Source organism: Agrobacterium sp. 22-214-1, from assembly GCF_053522465.1.
This window is the reverse complement of the sequence record NZ_JBNWCK010000001.1, coordinates 1528356-1545273: the sequence shown is the minus strand read 5'-3', so window position 1 is coordinate 1545273 and position 16918 is coordinate 1528356. Positions and strand designations below refer to the sequence as shown.

General features: G+C 61.4%; 13 protein-coding genes. 7 read left to right on the top strand and 6 right to left on the bottom strand.

All coding sequences use genetic code 11. The annotated features are described in order from the left end of the window. Positions 1 to 93: 93 nt before the first annotated feature. The 3 genes from ACQZ5G_RS07740 to ACQZ5G_RS07730 all read left to right on the top strand — a co-directional run bounded on the left by ACQZ5G_RS07740 (position 94) and on the right by ACQZ5G_RS07730 (position 2496). Positions 94 to 1035, top strand: coding sequence for a methyltransferase domain-containing protein (locus ACQZ5G_RS07740; RefSeq protein WP_448737272.1), 942 nt, complete (start codon positions 94 to 96; stop codon positions 1033 to 1035). A 134-nt stretch (positions 1036 to 1169) separates the two neighbouring features. Then, entirely contained in the window at positions 1170 to 1781 is a 612-nt protein-coding gene (locus ACQZ5G_RS07735; RefSeq protein WP_035236585.1) for a YitT family protein, read from the top strand. A gap of 73 nt (positions 1782 to 1854) precedes the next feature. Then, positions 1855 to 2496, top strand: a complete 642-nt coding sequence (locus ACQZ5G_RS07730) for a YitT family protein (protein WP_142778644.1) — start codon at positions 1855 to 1857, stop codon at positions 2494 to 2496. A 26-nt stretch (positions 2497 to 2522) separates the two neighbouring features. Here the strand turns inward: ACQZ5G_RS07730 and ACQZ5G_RS07725 are convergent, their stop codons facing one another. Further along, a complete protein-coding gene (locus ACQZ5G_RS07725) occupies positions 2523 to 2984 on the bottom strand; it encodes a carboxymuconolactone decarboxylase family protein (RefSeq protein ID WP_006698962.1) in 462 nt (153 codons plus the stop codon). 97 nt (positions 2985 to 3081) lie between these two features. Further along, on the bottom strand, positions 3082 to 3585 hold the full coding sequence (locus tag ACQZ5G_RS07720; RefSeq protein ID WP_003519926.1) for an RrF2 family transcriptional regulator: 504 nt from the start codon (positions 3583 to 3585) through the stop codon (positions 3082 to 3084). 121 nt (positions 3586 to 3706) lie between these two features. Between ACQZ5G_RS07720 and ACQZ5G_RS07715 the strand changes: the two genes are divergently transcribed. After that, the gene (locus ACQZ5G_RS07715) at positions 3707 to 6226 is read left to right on the top strand and encodes a ligase-associated DNA damage response DEXH box helicase (RefSeq protein WP_448737273.1); all 2520 of its coding nucleotides are present in this window, start codon (positions 3707 to 3709) and stop codon (positions 6224 to 6226) included. A gap of 34 nt (positions 6227 to 6260) precedes the next feature. Further along, positions 6261 to 6989, top strand: a complete 729-nt coding sequence (gene pdeM / locus ACQZ5G_RS07710) for a ligase-associated DNA damage response endonuclease PdeM (protein WP_065654494.1) — start codon at positions 6261 to 6263, stop codon at positions 6987 to 6989. A 48-nt stretch (positions 6990 to 7037) separates the two neighbouring features. Here the strand turns inward: pdeM and ACQZ5G_RS07705 are convergent, their stop codons facing one another. The 4 genes from ACQZ5G_RS07705 to podJ all read right to left on the bottom strand — a co-directional run bounded on the left by ACQZ5G_RS07705 (position 7038) and on the right by podJ (position 13389). Beyond that, positions 7038 to 7475 (bottom strand): universal stress protein, encoded by a 438-nt coding sequence (locus ACQZ5G_RS07705; protein WP_003522788.1) that lies wholly within the window; start codon positions 7473 to 7475, stop codon positions 7038 to 7040. A 159-nt stretch (positions 7476 to 7634) separates the two neighbouring features. Further along, complete coding sequence (locus ACQZ5G_RS07700) at positions 7635 to 8462, bottom strand: TIGR02186 family protein (protein ID WP_035265149.1); 828 nt, start codon at positions 8460 to 8462, stop codon at positions 7635 to 7637. Continuing rightward, positions 8459 to 9385: a sulfite exporter TauE/SafE family protein gene (locus tag ACQZ5G_RS07695; protein ID WP_003522786.1), complete on the bottom strand. Its 927-nt coding sequence runs from the start codon at positions 9383 to 9385 to the stop codon at positions 8459 to 8461. Before ACQZ5G_RS07695 ends, ACQZ5G_RS07700 begins: the two co-directional genes overlap by 4 nt. 263 nt (positions 9386 to 9648) lie before the next feature. Beyond that, positions 9649 to 13389 carry a cell division protein PodJ gene (gene podJ / locus ACQZ5G_RS07690; protein WP_448737274.1) on the bottom strand — a complete coding sequence of 1247 codons (3741 nt, stop codon included), beginning with the start codon at positions 13387 to 13389 and terminating at the stop codon, positions 9649 to 9651. A gap of 377 nt (positions 13390 to 13766) precedes the next feature. Between podJ and ACQZ5G_RS07685 the strand changes: the two genes are divergently transcribed. Both ACQZ5G_RS07685 and ACQZ5G_RS07680 read left to right on the top strand, forming a co-directional pair. Continuing rightward, positions 13767 to 15563 (top strand): acyl-CoA dehydrogenase C-terminal domain-containing protein, encoded by a 1797-nt coding sequence (locus ACQZ5G_RS07685; protein WP_448737275.1) that lies wholly within the window; start codon positions 13767 to 13769, stop codon positions 15561 to 15563. A 37-nt stretch (positions 15564 to 15600) separates the two neighbouring features. Next, on the top strand, positions 15601 to 16809 hold the full coding sequence (locus ACQZ5G_RS07680) for an acetyl-CoA C-acetyltransferase (RefSeq protein WP_174056039.1): 1209 nt from the start codon (positions 15601 to 15603) through the stop codon (positions 16807 to 16809). Positions 16810 to 16918 lie beyond the last annotated feature (109 nt).

The window sequence follows — 16918 nt, the reverse complement described above, 5'->3', positions numbered from 1 at the left end:
AAATTCGCCAATTCCACGAGGCCGCCATGAAATAGGACTTGAGTTTTTTTATGGCTTGATAAATGACAGCCGACATCTTCTCAGGAATCTTGAATGGCCCCAAACCAGTTTTCTTCCGGTGACATCATTGCCGACCGCCGGGCGGATTATGCCCGCATGCTGGCGGAGAGCGGTGACTTTCCCGCCGCCGCCGAACTCATGGAACAGGCGCTGGAGCTCGCGCCGGGGTGGACGGCGGGTTGGTTTCGCTTCGGGGAATATCACGAAAAAGCGGGCGAAACGGAGAAAGCCGTGGCGGCCTACGGGAAAGTCGCCGAGCTGGACACCGAAGGACTGTTTGCAGCCGAGCTGAAACTCGCGGTTCTCGGCGCCGCCGAAACGCCCGAGCAACCGCCAAGCCGCTATGTGGAAGGGCTCTTCGACGATTATGCCGACCGTTTCGAAACCTCGCTCGTGGAAAAGCTGGATTACAGCGTGCCGCAAAAGCTGGCGGAACTGATCGGCAAGGCGGCGGGAAGCGGCGCGTTCGACACCATTGTCGATATTGGCTGCGGCACCGGTCTCCTTGGCGTTGAAATCCGCGCTTTCGCAAACCGGCTGGAAGGTTTCGATATTTCCCAGAACATGCTGGCCAAGGCGGAGGAAAAGGGGCTTTACGATCATCTCGACCAGGCTGATCTTTCGCTGGAGCCGGAGGCCTCGGGGCTCTTCACCCCCACGCTTGCGCAGCACCGCGCCGGCCTTGTGGCCGCCGCCGATGTGATGATGTATCTCGGCAGTCTCGAAACCGTCATGCCGCTCGTTTCCGCCCTGCTTGCGCCTTCAGGCTTTTTTGCCTTTTCGGTGGAGGATGCGGGGGAGGAAGACGGTTTCGTGCTGCGGGAATCCCTTCGTTACGCCCATTCGAAGAGCTACGTGACCGAGCTTCTTGAGCGGACGGGCTTTTCCCTCATCGAAATCCGCAAAACCACCATTCGCAAGGATGCCGGAAAACCCCTTTCCGGCATTCTTTTTCTTGCCCGTGCCAAAGCCTGAACATTCCGTTTCTTGCCATTTTTGCGATAGGTCAGGCTTCCTTACGTATCCATCTTGCTCAGATGTTTTTTGCAGTGCAAAATATGCCTGAAGCTGAGGAAAAAAGCGTGAGCAGAACGAGAAGCGTTTACGGCATGTGGAGTTCCGATCCGGCCAAACATGCGCCGGTGGAAGACGTGCAGGGCATCGTCACCGGTGCCATCGTGTCGGCGCTCGGCTTTTATCTTCTGAACAAGGTCGGCCTTCTGACCGGCGGCACCGCCGGCGTCGCCTTCCTGCTTCATTATGCCTTCGGTATCAGCTTCGGCCTCCTGTTCTTCCTCGTCAATCTGCCGTTTTATTACCTGTCCTTCCGACGCCTCGGTCTTGCCTTCTCCTTCAAGACCTTCATCGCCATCGGCCTCGTTTCGGTGCTGACGGAAGTGGAAGCGCGCTGGATGGTGATCGACAGCATCAACCCGCTCTGGGCGGCGCTGCTTGGCGGCCTGCTGCTGGGTTACGGCTTGCTGGCGCTTTATCGTCACCGCGCCAGCCTCGGCGGTATCGGCATTCTCGCCATCTATATTCAGGATCGCTTCGGCATCCGCGCTGGTCTGATCCAGCTCGCCTTCGATGCCTTCGTGATGCTCTGCGCCTTCCTCGTCATCGATCCGGCCACGGTTGTCTATTCGATTGTCGGCGCTTTCGTGCTCAACATGTTTCTGGCCATCAATCACCGCTCGGACAGATACATCGTTGTGCGTTGAGCGAAGCACGCTTGAAATCCATCGCGCTTTTGCGCAATAGCTCGACAGAGGCCGGAAAATCAGGGGAACAGGCATGGTCGATACGACTGCACGCAAGCGCTTGAATATCTGGGCTTCCGCGCCCGATCGTCATTCGCTGCTGGAGGATGCCCAGGGCGTTCTGGCCGGCAGCATGCTCGTCTCGCTCGGCGTAACGTTGCTTTCCGCCGCCGGTCTGCTCACCGGTGGCACCGTCGGCCTTGCCTTTCTGGCGCATTATTCCACCGGCTTCAGCTTCGGCGCGGTGTTCTTCCTCGTCAATCTGCCGTTTTATTATCTCGCCTTCCGTCGCCTCGGCCTTGCCTTCACGGTCAAGACCTTCTGCGCCATCGCCATGACGGCGCTGCTGTCGGAATATATGCCTGGGTTTTTTGCCTTTCAGAGCATCAACCCGGTTGCCGCTGCACTTTTCGGCGGGCTGACGGTTGCGGCCGGCATGCTGGCGCTATTTCGCCACCGCACCAGCCTCGGCGGTTTCGGCATATTGGCGCTTTATCTGCAGGATCGTTTCGGCTGGCGCGCGGGCCTCGTGCAGCTCGCCTTCGACGGCATGGTGCTGGCCTGCTCGTTCTTCGTGGCCACACCTTTCGTCATCATCTGCTCCATCCTCGGCGCGCTGGTCATGAACCTCACGCTCGCCATCAATCACAGAAACGACCGCTACATCGCCATGTAGCGGCCGCCCGTTTTGGGTTTAAGAGGTCACGCCGCCTTCGCAGCCGCATCCACCGGATGCTGCGAGCGGAAACCGACGGCGATGCGGTTCCAGGTGTTGATCGCGCCGATGGCGACGGTGATCTTCACGATCTCCTCATCGGAAAAATGCGCCTTCAGCGTCTCGAAGGCGTCATCCGGAGCGCCGGTTTCGGCAATCTTCGTCACCGCGTCCACCCAGCCGAGCAGCGCCCGTTCCTGCTGGGTATAAACGGGGGATTCCCGCCACACGCTCATCAGGTTGATCCATTGTTCGGAAAGCCCGTCATGGCGGCTCTCCTTCACATGCATGTCCACACAGAAAGCGCAGCCGTTGATGATCGAGGCACGCAGCTTGATGAGGTGAACGAAGCGGCGCTCCAGCCCGCTGCCCTGGACATAATTCTCCAGAGCCATGACTGCCTTGAAGGCTTCGGGGGATGCTTTGGCATAGTTGATACGGGTTTTCATGGGTCTCTCCATTGGTTGGATCTGTTTGAAGTCATGCGTCATCGGTCCGGAAAGCTGTCGGGCTGACCGGCATTGGGTTGGTTAAGGTGTGGCTGTATCAGCGCGTCGCTGTTTTACGCTCGTTCAGCTCCAGAAAGGCGCAGCCGCGCGCGGCAATCCCGCCGTCGTCATTGGCGGCAAGGTCGCCCAGAATGTCGGCGATGGTGGTTTTGGCGAGTTCGGCCCGATAGGCCTTCTCCGCTTTCAGCATCGCGGCATTGATGCCGCAGGGCTTGGTGAAATAACGCCCCGGCAAGGGGTTCGGCCCGCGCTGGCGGATTTCCGCGCAGCGGAAGGCAGGCTGCGGCCCTTCGACGGCCAGCACGATATCGAGAAGGGTGATTCTGTCGGTTGCCCTTGCCAGACGATAACCGCCCTTCGGCCCCGGCACGGTGGCGACAATCCCGGCATTGGACAGCGACTGGAGATGCTTCAGCAGGTAGCTCGTGGAAACGCCGTGAAATTCCGCCAGCGCCGCTGCCGACAGCACGCCACCTTCGGAAAGTCCCGCCAGCATGCCCACGCTGTGAATGGCCTGTTCCACGCCGTCGCCGAGTTTCATCCGACTTGTCCCTGTGCGGTTCGTTTCATAATCGTGGATAAAATTTATCCGCGATTATGCTTTCTGTCAAGCGGTCCCGTTCCTCCCTTCTTTTTTGCAGGTTTTTCACTACCTTGAAGACGTGAAACACACCGAGTCTCCCATTTCCGGCACGCATGTCGGCGCTTTGCCCCTTCCATTCCAGAAATGGTTTGCCGAAAAGGGGTGGTCTCCGCGCGCGCATCAATTGGAGCTGATGGCGCGGGCGCGCGGCGGCGAGAACATGCTGCTGATCGCGCCGACAGGTGCCGGCAAGACGCTGGGCGGCTTCATGGCCTCGCTAACTGATCTGGCAGAGCGCGGCAAGGTGCCGCCGGGCTCCGGCTTCGTCGGCGTGCACACGCTCTATATCTCGCCGCTCAAGGCGTTGGCGGTGGATATCGAACGCAACCTCACCAGGCCCGTCTCTGAAATGGGCCTGCCGATTTCCATCGAGACCCGCACCGGCGATACGCCGCAGGGCAAACGCCAGCGCCAGAAGGTGAAGCCGCCAGACATTCTGCTGACGACACCGGAACAGGTCTCCCTTCTGCTCGCCAACAAGGAGGCCGAGCGCTTTTTCCGTGACCTGAAATATGTGGTGCTCGATGAGTTGCATTCGCTCGTCACCTCCAAACGCGGCCATCTGCTGTCGCTGGCGCTGGCCCGGGTGCGTCGGCACGCACCCGATGTGCGCTTCATCGGCCTTTCGGCCACGGTGGCGGAGCCGATGGATTTGCGCCGTTACCTCGCGCCGCAGGGACAGGCTGAGCCGCCCGCCGGCCTCATCACCGTCGAAGGCGGGGCAAAGCCGGATATCTTCATCCTGAGCACGGAAGAGCGCATCCCGTGGTCCGGCCATTCGGCGCGTTATGCCATGAAGGATTTGTACGCCGCGCTGAAGGACCATCAGACGACGCTGATCTTCGTCAACACGCGTTCGCAGGCGGAGCTGATCTTCCAGGAACTCTGGACCATCAATGACGACAATCTGCCGATTGCGCTGCATCACGGCTCGCTGGATGCCGGCCAGCGCCGCAGGGTGGAAGCGGCCATGGCGGAAAACAAATTGCGCGCCGTCGTCGCCACCTCCACGCTCGATCTCGGCATAGACTGGGGCGATGTCGATCTCGTCGTGCATGTCGGCGCGCCGAAGGGCGCAAGCCGCCTGGCCCAGCGCATCGGCCGCGCCAATCATCGCATGGATGAGCCGTCAAAGGCGATCCTCGTTCCCGCCAACCGTTTCGAGGTGATGGAGTGCCGGGCAGCCCTTGATGCGAACTATATCGGTGCGCAGGATACGCCGCCGATTGCCGAGGGCGCGCTCGATGTTCTTGCCCAGCATGTGCTCGGCATGGCCTGCGCCGAGCCCTTCGATGCGGATGATCTCTATCGTGAAGTGACTAGCGCTTCGCCCTATGCCGACCTGCCGCGGACTACCTTCGATAGGGTGGTGGATTTCACCGCCACCGGCGGTTATGCGCTGCGCACCTATGAACGTTACGCCCGCATCCGCCAGATGAAGGACGGCCGCTGGCGCGTCTCCAATCCGGCGGTCGCGCAGCAATATCGCCTCAACCTCGGCACCATCGTCGAGGCAGCGGAATTGAACGTCCGGATGGTCAAGCGCAATGCCAAAGGCACGGTCGGGCGCGGCGGCATGTCGCTCGGCAAGGTCGAGGAATATTTCCTAGAGCAGCTAGTGCAGGGCGATACCTTCCTCTTCGCCGGCAAGGTGCTGCGCTTCGAAGGCATCAGGGAGAATGAATGCCTGGTCTCACAGGCCTTCTCCATGGACCCGAAGATACCCTCCTATGCCGGCGGCAAGTTTCCGCTCTCCACCTACCTAGCGGATCAAGTGCGCTCCATGCTGGCAGACCCGGCGCGCTGGCATGCCCTGCCGGATCAGGTGCGCGACTGGCTGGCGATCCAGAAGGAAAAGTCGATCATTCCAAAGCGCGACGAGCTGCTGGTGGAGACCTTCCCCTTCCGCAAGCGCTTCTTCATGGTCATGTATCCCTTCGAGGGACGCTTGGCACACCAGACGCTCGGCATGCTTTTGACGCGACGGCTGGAACGCGCGGGCGCAAAACCGATGGGTTTCGTCGCCACCGATTATTCGCTCGCCATCTGGGCCATGGAGGACATCGGCAGACGGCTGAAATCCCGCCGCCTGTCGCTTGCAGACCTGCTGGACGAGGACATGCTGGGCGACGATCTGGAGGCGTGGCTGGACGAATCCTTCATGCTGAAACGCACCTTCCGCAATTGCGCCGTCATTTCCGGGCTGATCGAGCGCCGCCATCCGGGCAAGGAAAAGACCGGCAGACAGGTCACGGTCTCCGCCGATCTTATTTATGATGTTCTTCGCAGCCATGAGCCTGACCACATTCTGTTCGAAGCGACGCGGCGCGATGCCGCGGCGGGACTTTTGGACATTGGCCGTCTTGGCGATATGCTGAGGCGAATCAAGGGTCACACCACCCATCGCGCGCTGGAACATGTCTCGCCGCTCGCCGTTCCCGTCATGCTGGAAATCGGCCGCGAGACGGTGGCGGGCGAGGCGATGGACGATGTGCTGGCCGAAGCCGCAGACGAACTGATCGCGGAAGCGATGTCCTGAAACATCTGAGCTGAATGAAGGAACAAAGGCAAAAGTGCTGAGCCGGCTGACATTGAGCGACAGGTTTTCCAATGGCTTCGAATGCCTCGGCAGCGAAACCGCCATCAATGGCGTTGCCGCCTGGTGCGATCCTTTGGGCGGGCTTTACCTGCCGGACCTGTCGCTGCTCGTCGTCTCCGACCTGCATCTGGAAAAAGGCGCGGCGTTCGCCCGGCGCGGACGTATGCTGCCGCCTTACGACACCATCGCCACGCTTAAAATCCTCTCCTCCCTCGTCAGCCGTTACGATCCGAAGATCGTGGTCAGCCTTGGCGATAATTTCCACGACCGCGTCGGTTCCGAGCATCTGCCGCTGCCGTTGCGCGAGCTCATCCGCGACATGGCCCGTGGCCGCGAATGGATATGGATCAACGGCAATCACGATCCCGACGGCACGGTCGATCTGCCGGGCTCTTCGGTGGACGAGATGTTTTACGGCACTCTCGTCTTCCGCCACGAGCCGAAACCGGGCGATGCCGCCGGCGAGATCGCCGGGCACCTGCATCCCTCTGCCACGGTCCGCCGCCGTGAAAAGACGGTGCGGCGGCCCTGTTTCGCCACCGACGGTTCGCGTCTGTTGATGCCGGCTTTCGGGGTCATGAGCGGCGGGCTGGATCTGCGGCACAAAGCCATGCGCGGCCTGTTCGATCATGCCGCTCTCGTCGCGCATCTGATGGGGAGGGACCGCATCTATTCGGTGCGGTTTTCAAATCTTCTCGGCTGAGCGTCTTTTCCGGACGTAAAACCGCAACGCAGCTTTACTGGAAATGCTCTATTGCCGGTAGACCAGCACCGGTATCTTCGAATTCTTCAGCACCTTGGCCGTGACGCTGCCGAGCAGCATTTCCACGAAGCTCCTGCGCCGGTGTGAGGCCATGGCGATGAGATCGCAGCCGCTCCTGTTGGCGGCTTCGATGATCGCCTCGTCGGGCCTTCCCGCCCGCGCCAGCAGCGCTTCGCAATCTAGCCCCATGGAAGTGGCCTGCGCCTGCGTATCTCTCAGCAGATGTTCCGCTTCTTCGCAGCGGTGGAATTCTTCTTCGGCAATGGCGGCAATATCTTCGACATCGCTGGCAATCACGTGAAAGGGTTCCGATACCGTCACGACGGTCACCTTTGCGCCTGCCTCCTTGGCGAGAGCGAACCCTTGGTCGATTGCGATCTGCGCCAGCGGCGAGCCATCGGTGGGAATGAGAATGTGCTTGAACATGACATTTCTCCTTTTCATCCCGGTCACAACCGCACATGCCGCCCTGAGCTGCATGTACGATTGTAACGCCTTGAATTTTACTGCAAACCGATGGCGGAAGCGAATGCTATCTTTGCCGACAGGGGCGGCAGACGCTCTCTTTTGCGGGATGAAAACCGATCAGTCCTTGCGGAAGATGATGCTGGCGCCCCAGCCGGTCACGACGGCAAGCAGAACGCAGAGCGCGCCATAGGCAAGCGGCGTCTGATGCGCGGCGTCGGTGATCGCCTGCTCCATACCGGTTTTGACGACGCGCAGTTTCAGTTCGCGCTGGGCGATGAATTTGCCGCTCTTGAAGAGATAGGCGCGGGCGGTGTGCACACCGTTCGGCACGTTGGCCGGCAGGCGCAAAGTCGCCCAGAACAGGCCGGTGCGTTCCAGCCGCACCCCGGTCGTGTCGTTACGATAGATGCCGCTGGAAAGCTTCAGACGCCGATAGGCTTCCTGAAAATCGAAGACATTGTCGGGCACGCCGGAAAAGACCGCGCTTTTCAGTGACAGATGGTCGACGCCAAGCCCCATGGCGCGGAGCGTTCCAGGCGAGGCGACATCGCTGATATTGCGCGTGCTGGCCATGGAATAGGATTCCGGCAGCGGCGTGAAGGTGATGGCGCTGGTATTGATCCAGATGCCTGCAACGCGTTCCTTTTTGCGCACGGTCATATAGTCGCTCGGTCCCTCGAGCGTCACGACGATGTCGTATTGCCCGATGGCGAGCAGCAACTGGTCGGTATTGTTCAGCGCGCCGAAAAGCGTGAAATCCGCGCCGCGAAAATCGGAAGCAATTGGAATTTCGGTCGTCGATGCGCCGATTTCGATATTTTCCAGCAGGGATCGCTGCTGCGGGCCGGGTGGCAGGGCAAGCGGCGGTGTCTGGGCCGAGGCGGTCTGCCCGAAGGTGAGACATGAGGCCAGCGCAAGGGCGGCAAGCAGCAAATGGCGGGTCAATAACCTAACCCCCCGACGGCCACCGAAAACAGGTCTTCCGGTCGCACCACCAGCGATACGGCAAGGCGAAGCGCAACAGCGAGAACGAGAAGCGCAAGCAGGGCGCGCAGCTGTTCGCCGCGCAGTTTCTGGCCGACGCGCACGCCATATTGCGCGCCGATGACGCCCGCCACCATCAGGATGAAGGCCAGCACCACATCGACGGAATAGTTGGTCGCGGCCTGAACGACGGTCGTATAGGCGGTTACGAAAATGATCTGGAACAGCGAGGTGCCGACAACCACGCTGGTGGGGATGCGTAAGAGATAGATCATCGCCGGCACCATGATGAAGCCGCCCCCCACACCCATGATCGAGGTGAGGATGCCGATGCCGAAACCCAGCGTGACGATGGGAATGATGCTGAGATAGATCTTCGATTTCTTGAACCGCATTTTCAGCGGCAGGCGGTGCACCCAGTTGTGGTGGCCCGGCCGGCGCAGCGTCACGGTTTCGTTGCGGGCGGCGCGGCGAAGCGCCGAAATGCTTTCCTTCAGCATCAGCCCGCCGACGGTGCCGAGCAGTATGACGTAAAGGAGCGATACGATGAGATCGAGCTGGCCGATGCTGCGCAGGAAAGAGAATATCCACACGCCGACCGTCGCCCCCACTAGACCGCCCACAAGCAGCACGCTACCGAGCTTGACGTCGAGCGTGCCGCGCCGGAAATGCGTGATCGAGCCTGACACGGAGGAGGCGACCACCTGGTTTGCACCCGTCGCCACGGCCACCACAGGCGGAATATTGTAGAAAATCAGAAGCGGCGTAATCAGAAAACCGCCGCCCACGCCGAACATGCCGGAAAGAAAACCGACGGCCGCGCCCATGCCGAGAATGATGAAAATATTCACCGACAGTTCTGCAATCGGCAGATAGACAGTCACGGCTCGGACCTCGGGCAAATGGTTCCGGGCGGCAGGGCTTGTCCGGGTGAGGGGGCCGCGCCGCGATTTACACTTTCTGTCTGAAAAGACCGGGCATGCCCGGCCTTCATCCGTCATGCCCGCGAGGGCCTGACCTGTCAACATTCAACGGTAAATACGTTGATAATTTGGAAAGATAGCGGCCGTGTGTCGGCAGCCGGCCACATTCCTGCGCCGGGCTGAGCGAAAGCGGCCAAGGGGCCGCTTCGCCGGTTCTCGAATGTTTATTTGTTGCGGGCGAGAAGCGCGGTCACCAGCTCGTTGGTAATGCGGCCGTCCGGCGTCTGGCCCACGGACTTCTGGAAGTCCTTGATGGCCGTCACGGTGTTCTTGCCGAGCTTGCCATCGGGCTGGCCGGCGTCAAAACCGTTCTTGTTCAGGATCGCCTGAATGTTGCGGATCGCCTTTTCCATGTCCACGGAGGCGGTCTTCACACCCTCCTTGCCGGCCCATTCCTCGGGCGGGTTGACGCTGTTGGCGTCTTCCGAAAGCGGCTTGACCTTCCAGGCGTCCACCTTGGCCTTCGCACTCTGAAGCTGCTGCGGGTTCAGGGCCCCTGCCACTTCGTCGCGCTTTTGGGCGGCGTCCGCGTCACCGTCTCTGGCGGCGATGGCGAACCACTTGTAGGATTCTTCGATATCCTGCTTCACGCCGCTGCCGCGGGCATAGAGAATGGCGAGGTTGAACTGGCTGTCACGAACGCCGAGGTCGGAAGCCTTGATGAACCATTGCGCGGCGGCGGCGAAATCCGGCTGACCGGCCGCATCGGAAGCAAGCAGGACGGCGAGATTGTGCATGGCGCCCGCATTGCCCTGTTCCGCGGCCAGCGTGTAATAGCGCTTGGCTTCGGGAAGGTTGCGTTCGACGCCGTTCGCCTTTTCGTAGAGATTGGCGAGACGATATTGCGCGGGTGCAAGGCCGCGATCAGCGGCGAGCTTGTACCATTTTGCCGCCTCGGTGCGGTCGGCGGCAACGCCGCGGCCATCGGTGTAGCGCGCTGCGATCTCGAACAGCGCCTGCGTGTCGCCCTTGGCGGCAGCTTCGGCAAGCGATGCCGGCTCGATGCCGGCGGGAACGGTGATGGCGTCCTGGGCGGGAACAGCCGTGGCTGTGACCTGTACCGGAGCCGAAGGTTCGTTCTGCGCGACGGTGCCGGAATTTGCCGCATCCACGGCGGGAACGTCGGCAACCGGCGGCTCGTCAGGCAGCGGTGCGCCGCCGACGGTGCGGGGATCGATGGTGTTTTCCGCCGGTGCGGTGTTTTCGATGCTGTCAGCGGATGCTGCCTGTTCCGGATCGATGGCGAGATCGGACGGAATGGTCACGGCCTTGTCGCCCGCTTCGGGAAGCGCGGAGACCGGGCCATTGTCCTGCTTCTGCTCGATGACCGGAGCCGGAGCTTCCGCGCCGCCGATCAGCGTCTTGACGAGCGGCATGGCCATCATCGCCAGAAGAATGGCGCCGATGCCGAGCAGCAGCGGGCGGCGATAGCGCGAGAGCCCCGATGCCTCGGCCTTGCGGCCCTTCTTGCCGGTATCAAGCTTCTCCGGCGATGTTTCCATGGCGGCGGCCTGCGCCGCACGACGGGCGGCGGCAATGAAATCCGTCCGTCCTTCGGCGTCTGCAGCCTTGCCGCTGGCGGCCACCTGGCTGGCGCGCACGCGCTCGAGGATTTTCTTGATATCGGGCGCACCCGAACCCGGCTCCAGAAGTTCGTTCTCCTGACCCGCCGGCAGAACGTCGATCGGATCGAGCGACGGGGCGGGCTCGACCTGCGTGCGGGCGGAGGAGGAGGAGGCCGATACGGGTTCTTCTGCGGTTTTGACGGTCTTTGCAGTACCTGTCTTGAAACGCTTCGTCAGGCCGGCAAGCAGGCTCTTTTTTTCCGCCTTCGCGGGCTTCGCCGCAGCGGGAGGCACGATGGCATCTCCATCTTTCCCGTCGGCGTCGAGAATGGCCTGTTCTTCGGCAATATAACCCTCTTCCGGGAAGATTGCGGCCGGCATGGATATATCTTCGTGCGCAGGGGCCAATACAGGCTTCGCGACGCTGCGGGGCGCGGCCTCTTCGCGGTAGACGGGAGCATTGTCGAGGTTATCCAGCCGGCCGGCGATTTGCACCAACGTCTCATGCAGCGCTTCGAATGTGCGGTGCGTGCGCTCTTCGGTGTTGCGGCTCAAGGCTTCGAGATTGCGCAGATCGGTCGCAAGATCGGTCAGCATGGTCATGTCGGCAAGGTTTGCGCCGGCCGAGAGATTGTTGCGGGTATAGGCGTCCAGAACGGCCTCGGCCGCCTGCCGGGCTGCTTCGATGATATATTCGTCGTTGGACGCCATATAGTCTTCGATGGCCGCCATGCGGGCATCGAGTTCAGGCGGCATGCCTGCGGCCTGCATCTGCACCGGCTGGCTGATCAGCGTCGAGAGATGGGCGATCTGGTTTTCGAGGCTTGCCAGCGCGTGGCTGTCGGCGGGCGCGGCATGGGCGGTCTCGTCGAGACGGGCGGCAATATTGCCGAGCCGCTCTTCCAGACGCGAGAAGGCGCTTTCGCTGAGGCCCGATGCCGGCTGCGGCTGGCTGTAACGATAATCGAGGTCCTCGATCCGGCGCGAGAGCAGGTCGAGCCGTTCGGCCAGACCGTCATTGACGGCGCCGTGATCCAGCGCGTCGATCTTGCGGGAAATGTCGCTGAGGAAAGACGTCAGCTCCGCCTGTTGCGAGGGGCGCTGCGAACGCTCCAGAAGCAGGGAAAGCTGGTCCAGCCGCTCATGCAACTGGGCGGCGTCGCGGGCGGTGCTGAGTTCGTCGATCTTGCCCGCCAGCGCTTCAAGGCGGGCGGTCAGGTCCAGCGCCGGTTCAGGTTTTGCGGCGGCAAGGCGGTTGATGTCGCCAAGCTGTTCGGCAAGGCCGTTAAGCCGGTTCTCCAGACGCTGCGCCAGCGCATTGTCCGTTGCCTGCGTATTGGCGCGCGTGCCGGTTGCGGCAATGGCGCGGCTGATTTCGTCCAGCCGCTGGTCGAGACCGGAAAACTGTTCGGTAAAGGCCGCTTCGTTCGGCTGCATGTGCTTGCCGAGCTGCTCCACGGCGCTGGCAATGGTGATCAGCTTGTCTTCGAGTACGCGCACGGCCGGATTGTTGCTCATGCCGCCGAGCTGCGTCTTGATGTCATCGAGACGATAGGCGAGCGAAACGATCTCATCCTGCAACGCGCCGGCGTCGAAACCGCGCAGCGTGTCTTCCACATTGTTCCAGCGGCTTTCGATCCGGTGCACGCTGTCTTCGCGCGCAAGCTGGTCGATCGTCAGGCGCAGGTCCTCGAATTCGTTGCGCAGCCCGTAGGCATCGGGAGATGCCAGATTGCCGAGCTGGTCGATGCTGCCGGCCAGCCGCGCGATATCGTCGCGCAGATCGCCGATGAACTGCTGGTCTTCCGCCACCGCGCGAATATTGCGGATTTCGGCGCGCAGGCCCTGCGCTTCGCGGGCGACGCCTTCGGCAATGTCGTGCTTCAGCTCATGCCGCAGATTGACGAGCGCCTGTGCTATTTCATGCAGGGCTGCGTCATTGCGTTGCTGTTCCTGATAGGGCGGAATGGCGCGGGCCCGCGGTGCGGGAGCGGCCGCCTGCTGGGCGTCCCTTGCCCGGTATTCCGGTGCAAGCGGTCTGGTAATCGTCCGTTCCGGCCGGGCGGCGGGTTCCTGCGGGCGCTGGAAGCTCGCTTCGAGGAGACGCTGGCGCTGGCGGATTTCGTTGACGGGATCGAGCTGCGGCGGCGTGACGGCGGCGCGCGCGGCATAAGCCTCGCTTTTCGCTTCGGGTTGAGCGCTCGCGGCCCGGGGGTCGCGCGGGAACTTCTGGCTCATCAGCCCTTCGATACGGGCTTCAAGGCCTTCAATGGTGCGATTGAGCGCATCAAGAGACGATCTGTCGCTTGGCTGTTGGGTTTTCGATCGCAATCCGTTCATCTTTTCGCTCGCTTCGCTTCCGCCCGCCGTGCCCGGTTATCTGTCGCGACGTTGCCTGCCTGGACACGCCGTCGCCGCAACATGCAGCAATCCTAGAGCCGGTATTCGCCCCCGTTGAGGAAAATGCGCCGGAGTACGAAGCAGTTACCTCTGTCGGGAGAATTCACGAAACGTGGTAAAGAAGTAGTTAACTATGGTCGGAATTTTTTAACTTTTGCGGCAGGCGGCAGGCCTGCGCCGGGCAGGACGTCCATTCCGCGAAAAAGGAGAAGGGATATTCCGCTGAAATTTATTTGACGTTTACGCGCACGTCAAATATTGTCATCCCATATCGGCCGGATTATCGCCGGCGCTCACGATGCGGAGGAACATCGGTAATGCCTGTTTACAAGGCCCCAGTTAAAGACACGCTTTTTATCCTGAACGACGTTCTCGGCCTGGAGCGGTATAACAACCTGCCCGGCTTCGAGGATGCAACCCCCGACATGATCGAGGCTATCACCGGTGAAGCCGCAAAGCTTGCCGAAGAGCGGCTTTTCCCGCTCAACCTTTCCGGCGACCAACAGGGTTGCAAGCGCGCCGATGACGGTTCGGTTTCCGTGCCGGATGGTTTCAAGGATGCCTATGACGCCTATTGCGAGGGCGGCTGGATCGGCCTTGCCGTTCCGCCGGAATTCGGCGGTCAGGGCCTGCCCTATACGCTGCACGCCGCCATTGGCGAATATATGTCGTCGGCCAACCTGTCGCTGATGATGTATCCCGGCCTGACGCAGGGTGCGATTGCCGCCATTCTGGTGCATGGCACGCAGGAGCAGAAGGACACCTACCTGCCGAAGATGGTGGAAGGCACATGGTCTGGCACCATGAACCTGACCGAACCCCATTGCGGCACCGATCTCGGCATGCTGCGCACCAAGGCTGTGCCGCAGGCCGACGGCAGCTACAAAATCTCCGGCCAGAAGATCTTCATCTCCGCCGGCGAACATTCCATGACGAACAATATCGTTCATCTGGTAATCGCCCGCATCGAAGGCGCGCCTGAGGGCACCAAGGGCATTTCGCTCTTCATTGTACCGAAGTTCCTGGTGAAGGAAGACGGCACGCCGGGCGAGCGCAACGGCGTCACCTGCGGCGCCATCGAACACAAGATGGGCATTCACGGCAACGCCACCTGCGTCATGAACTACGATGACGCGACCGGTTATCTGCTCGGCGCTGAGAACAAGGGCCTTTCGGCCATGTTCGTGATGATGAACGAAGCCCGCCTCGGCGTCGGCCTGCAGGGGCTGTCCGTCGGTGAAATCGCCTATCAGAATGCGGTGGAATATGCCCGCGAGCGCATTCAGGGCCGCTCGCTTTCCGGCGCGAAATTCCCGGACAAGAAGGCCGATCCGATCATCGTGCACCCGGATATCCGCCGCACGCTGATGACCATCAAGGCCTATAATGAGGCCGGCCGTGCTTTCCTTCTGTGGACCGCGCTGCAATCCGACATCGCCCATCGCTCGACCGACGAGAAAGAGCGGCAGGCGGCAGACGATCTGCTCGGCCTCGTGACCCCGATCCTGAAAGGCGTGTTGACCGACAAGGGCTTCGACCACGCTGTGATGGCGCAGCAGGTCTTCGGTGGCCATGGCTACATCGAAGAACATGGCATGAGCCAGTATGTCCGCGATGCGCGTATCACCATGATCTACGAAGGTGCCAACGGCATTCAGGCGCTCGATCTGGTTGGCCGCAAGCTCGGCATGAATGGCGGCCGTGCCGTGATGGCGCTGTTCAAGGAAATCGGCGATTTCTGCGAGGAAAACCGCGCCGATGAAAAGCTGAGCCTTTACACCAAAGGCCTGAAGAAGGGCTTGAACGATCTGCAGGCCGCAACCATGTGGTTCATGCAGAACGCCATGGCCAAGCCCGACAATGCCGGTGCCGGTTCGACCGACTACATGCATCTCTTTGGCATCGTGGTGCTGGGTTACATGCAGGCGCGCATGGCGAAAGCCGCCAGCGAAGCGCTTGCAGCAGGCAGCGCTTCGGACGAGGATTACCTCAAGACCAAGCTTGTCACGGCGAAGTTTTATATGGAGCGCATCATGCCGGAAACGGCGCTGCGCAAGGCCCGCATCGAAACCGGCGCGGACACCATGATGGAACTGGCTGCGGAAGCATTCTGATGAGGCTGGCGTTTATGACGCCGCAGGGAGAGAAACAATGACCGACGTATTTATCTACGACCATGTCCGCACCCCGCGCGGACGCGGCAAGAAGGATGGCAGCCTGCATGAGGTGCCCTCCGTTCGCCTTGCCGCCAAGACACTGGAAGCCATCCGCGACCGCAATGGACTGGACACTTCTGCCGTCGATGACATCATCATGGGCTGTGTCGATCCCGTCATGGATGCCGGCGCGGTGATCCCCAAGGCCGCCGCCTTCGAGGCCGGTTATTCCAACAGGGCACCGGGCATGCAGATCTCGCGCTTCTGCGCCTCGGGTCTCGATGCCATCAACTTCGCAGCCGGCAAGGTCAAGGCGGGATCTGACGATATCGTCATCGCGGGCGGCGTCGAAAGCATGTCGCGCGTCGGCATGGGCATGTCTGGCGGCGCCTGGTACATGGACCCTTCGGTCAACTTCCCGGCCTTCTTTATGCCGCAGGGCGTCTCGGCCGATCTCATCGCCACCAAATACGGCTTCTCCCGTGACGATGTCGACGCCTATGCCGTCGAAAGCCAGAAGCGCGCGGCGCATGCCTGGGAAAAGGGCTATTTCAACAAGTCGGTCATTCCGGTGAAGGACTCAAACGGCCTGACGATCCTCGACCGTGACGAGCATATGCGCCCCGGCACGGACATGCAGGCGCTGGCCTCGCTCAACCCGTCCTTCCAGATGCCGGGTGAGATGGGCGGCTTCGAAGCCGTCGGCATCATGGCGCATCCGGAAGTGGAGCGGATCAATTACGTCCATCACGCCGGCAATTCGTCCGGCATCGTCGATGGCGCTGCGGCCGTGCTGGTTGGCTCGAAGGCGGGCGGCGAGGCAATGGGCATTAAGCCCCGCGCCCGCATCAAGGCATTCGCCAATATCGGCTCCGATCCGGCGCTGATGCTGACCGGCCCGGTGGATGTGACCGAAAAGCTCCTGAAAAAGACCGGAATGTCGCTTGCTGATATCGATCTTTTCGAACTCAACGAAGCCTTCGCCGCCGTGGTCCTGCGTTACATGCAGGCCTTCGACATCGACCACGACCGGATGAACGTCAATGGCGGCGCCATCGCCATGGGCCATCCGCTCGGTGCAACCGGCGCGATGATCCTCGGCACGGTGCTGGATGAGCTGGAGCGGCGCGATCTGAACACCGCGCTCGTTACGCTCTGCATCGGCGCTGGCATGGGCACGGCGACGGTTATCGAGCGGGTTTGAGAGGCTTCGGCTGATACCGCAACGGTTCCCCCGTCATCCTCGGGCTTGACCCGAGGATCTATCCCCGGTGCTTGGATCCTCGGGTCAAGCCCGAGGATGACGGAGAAAG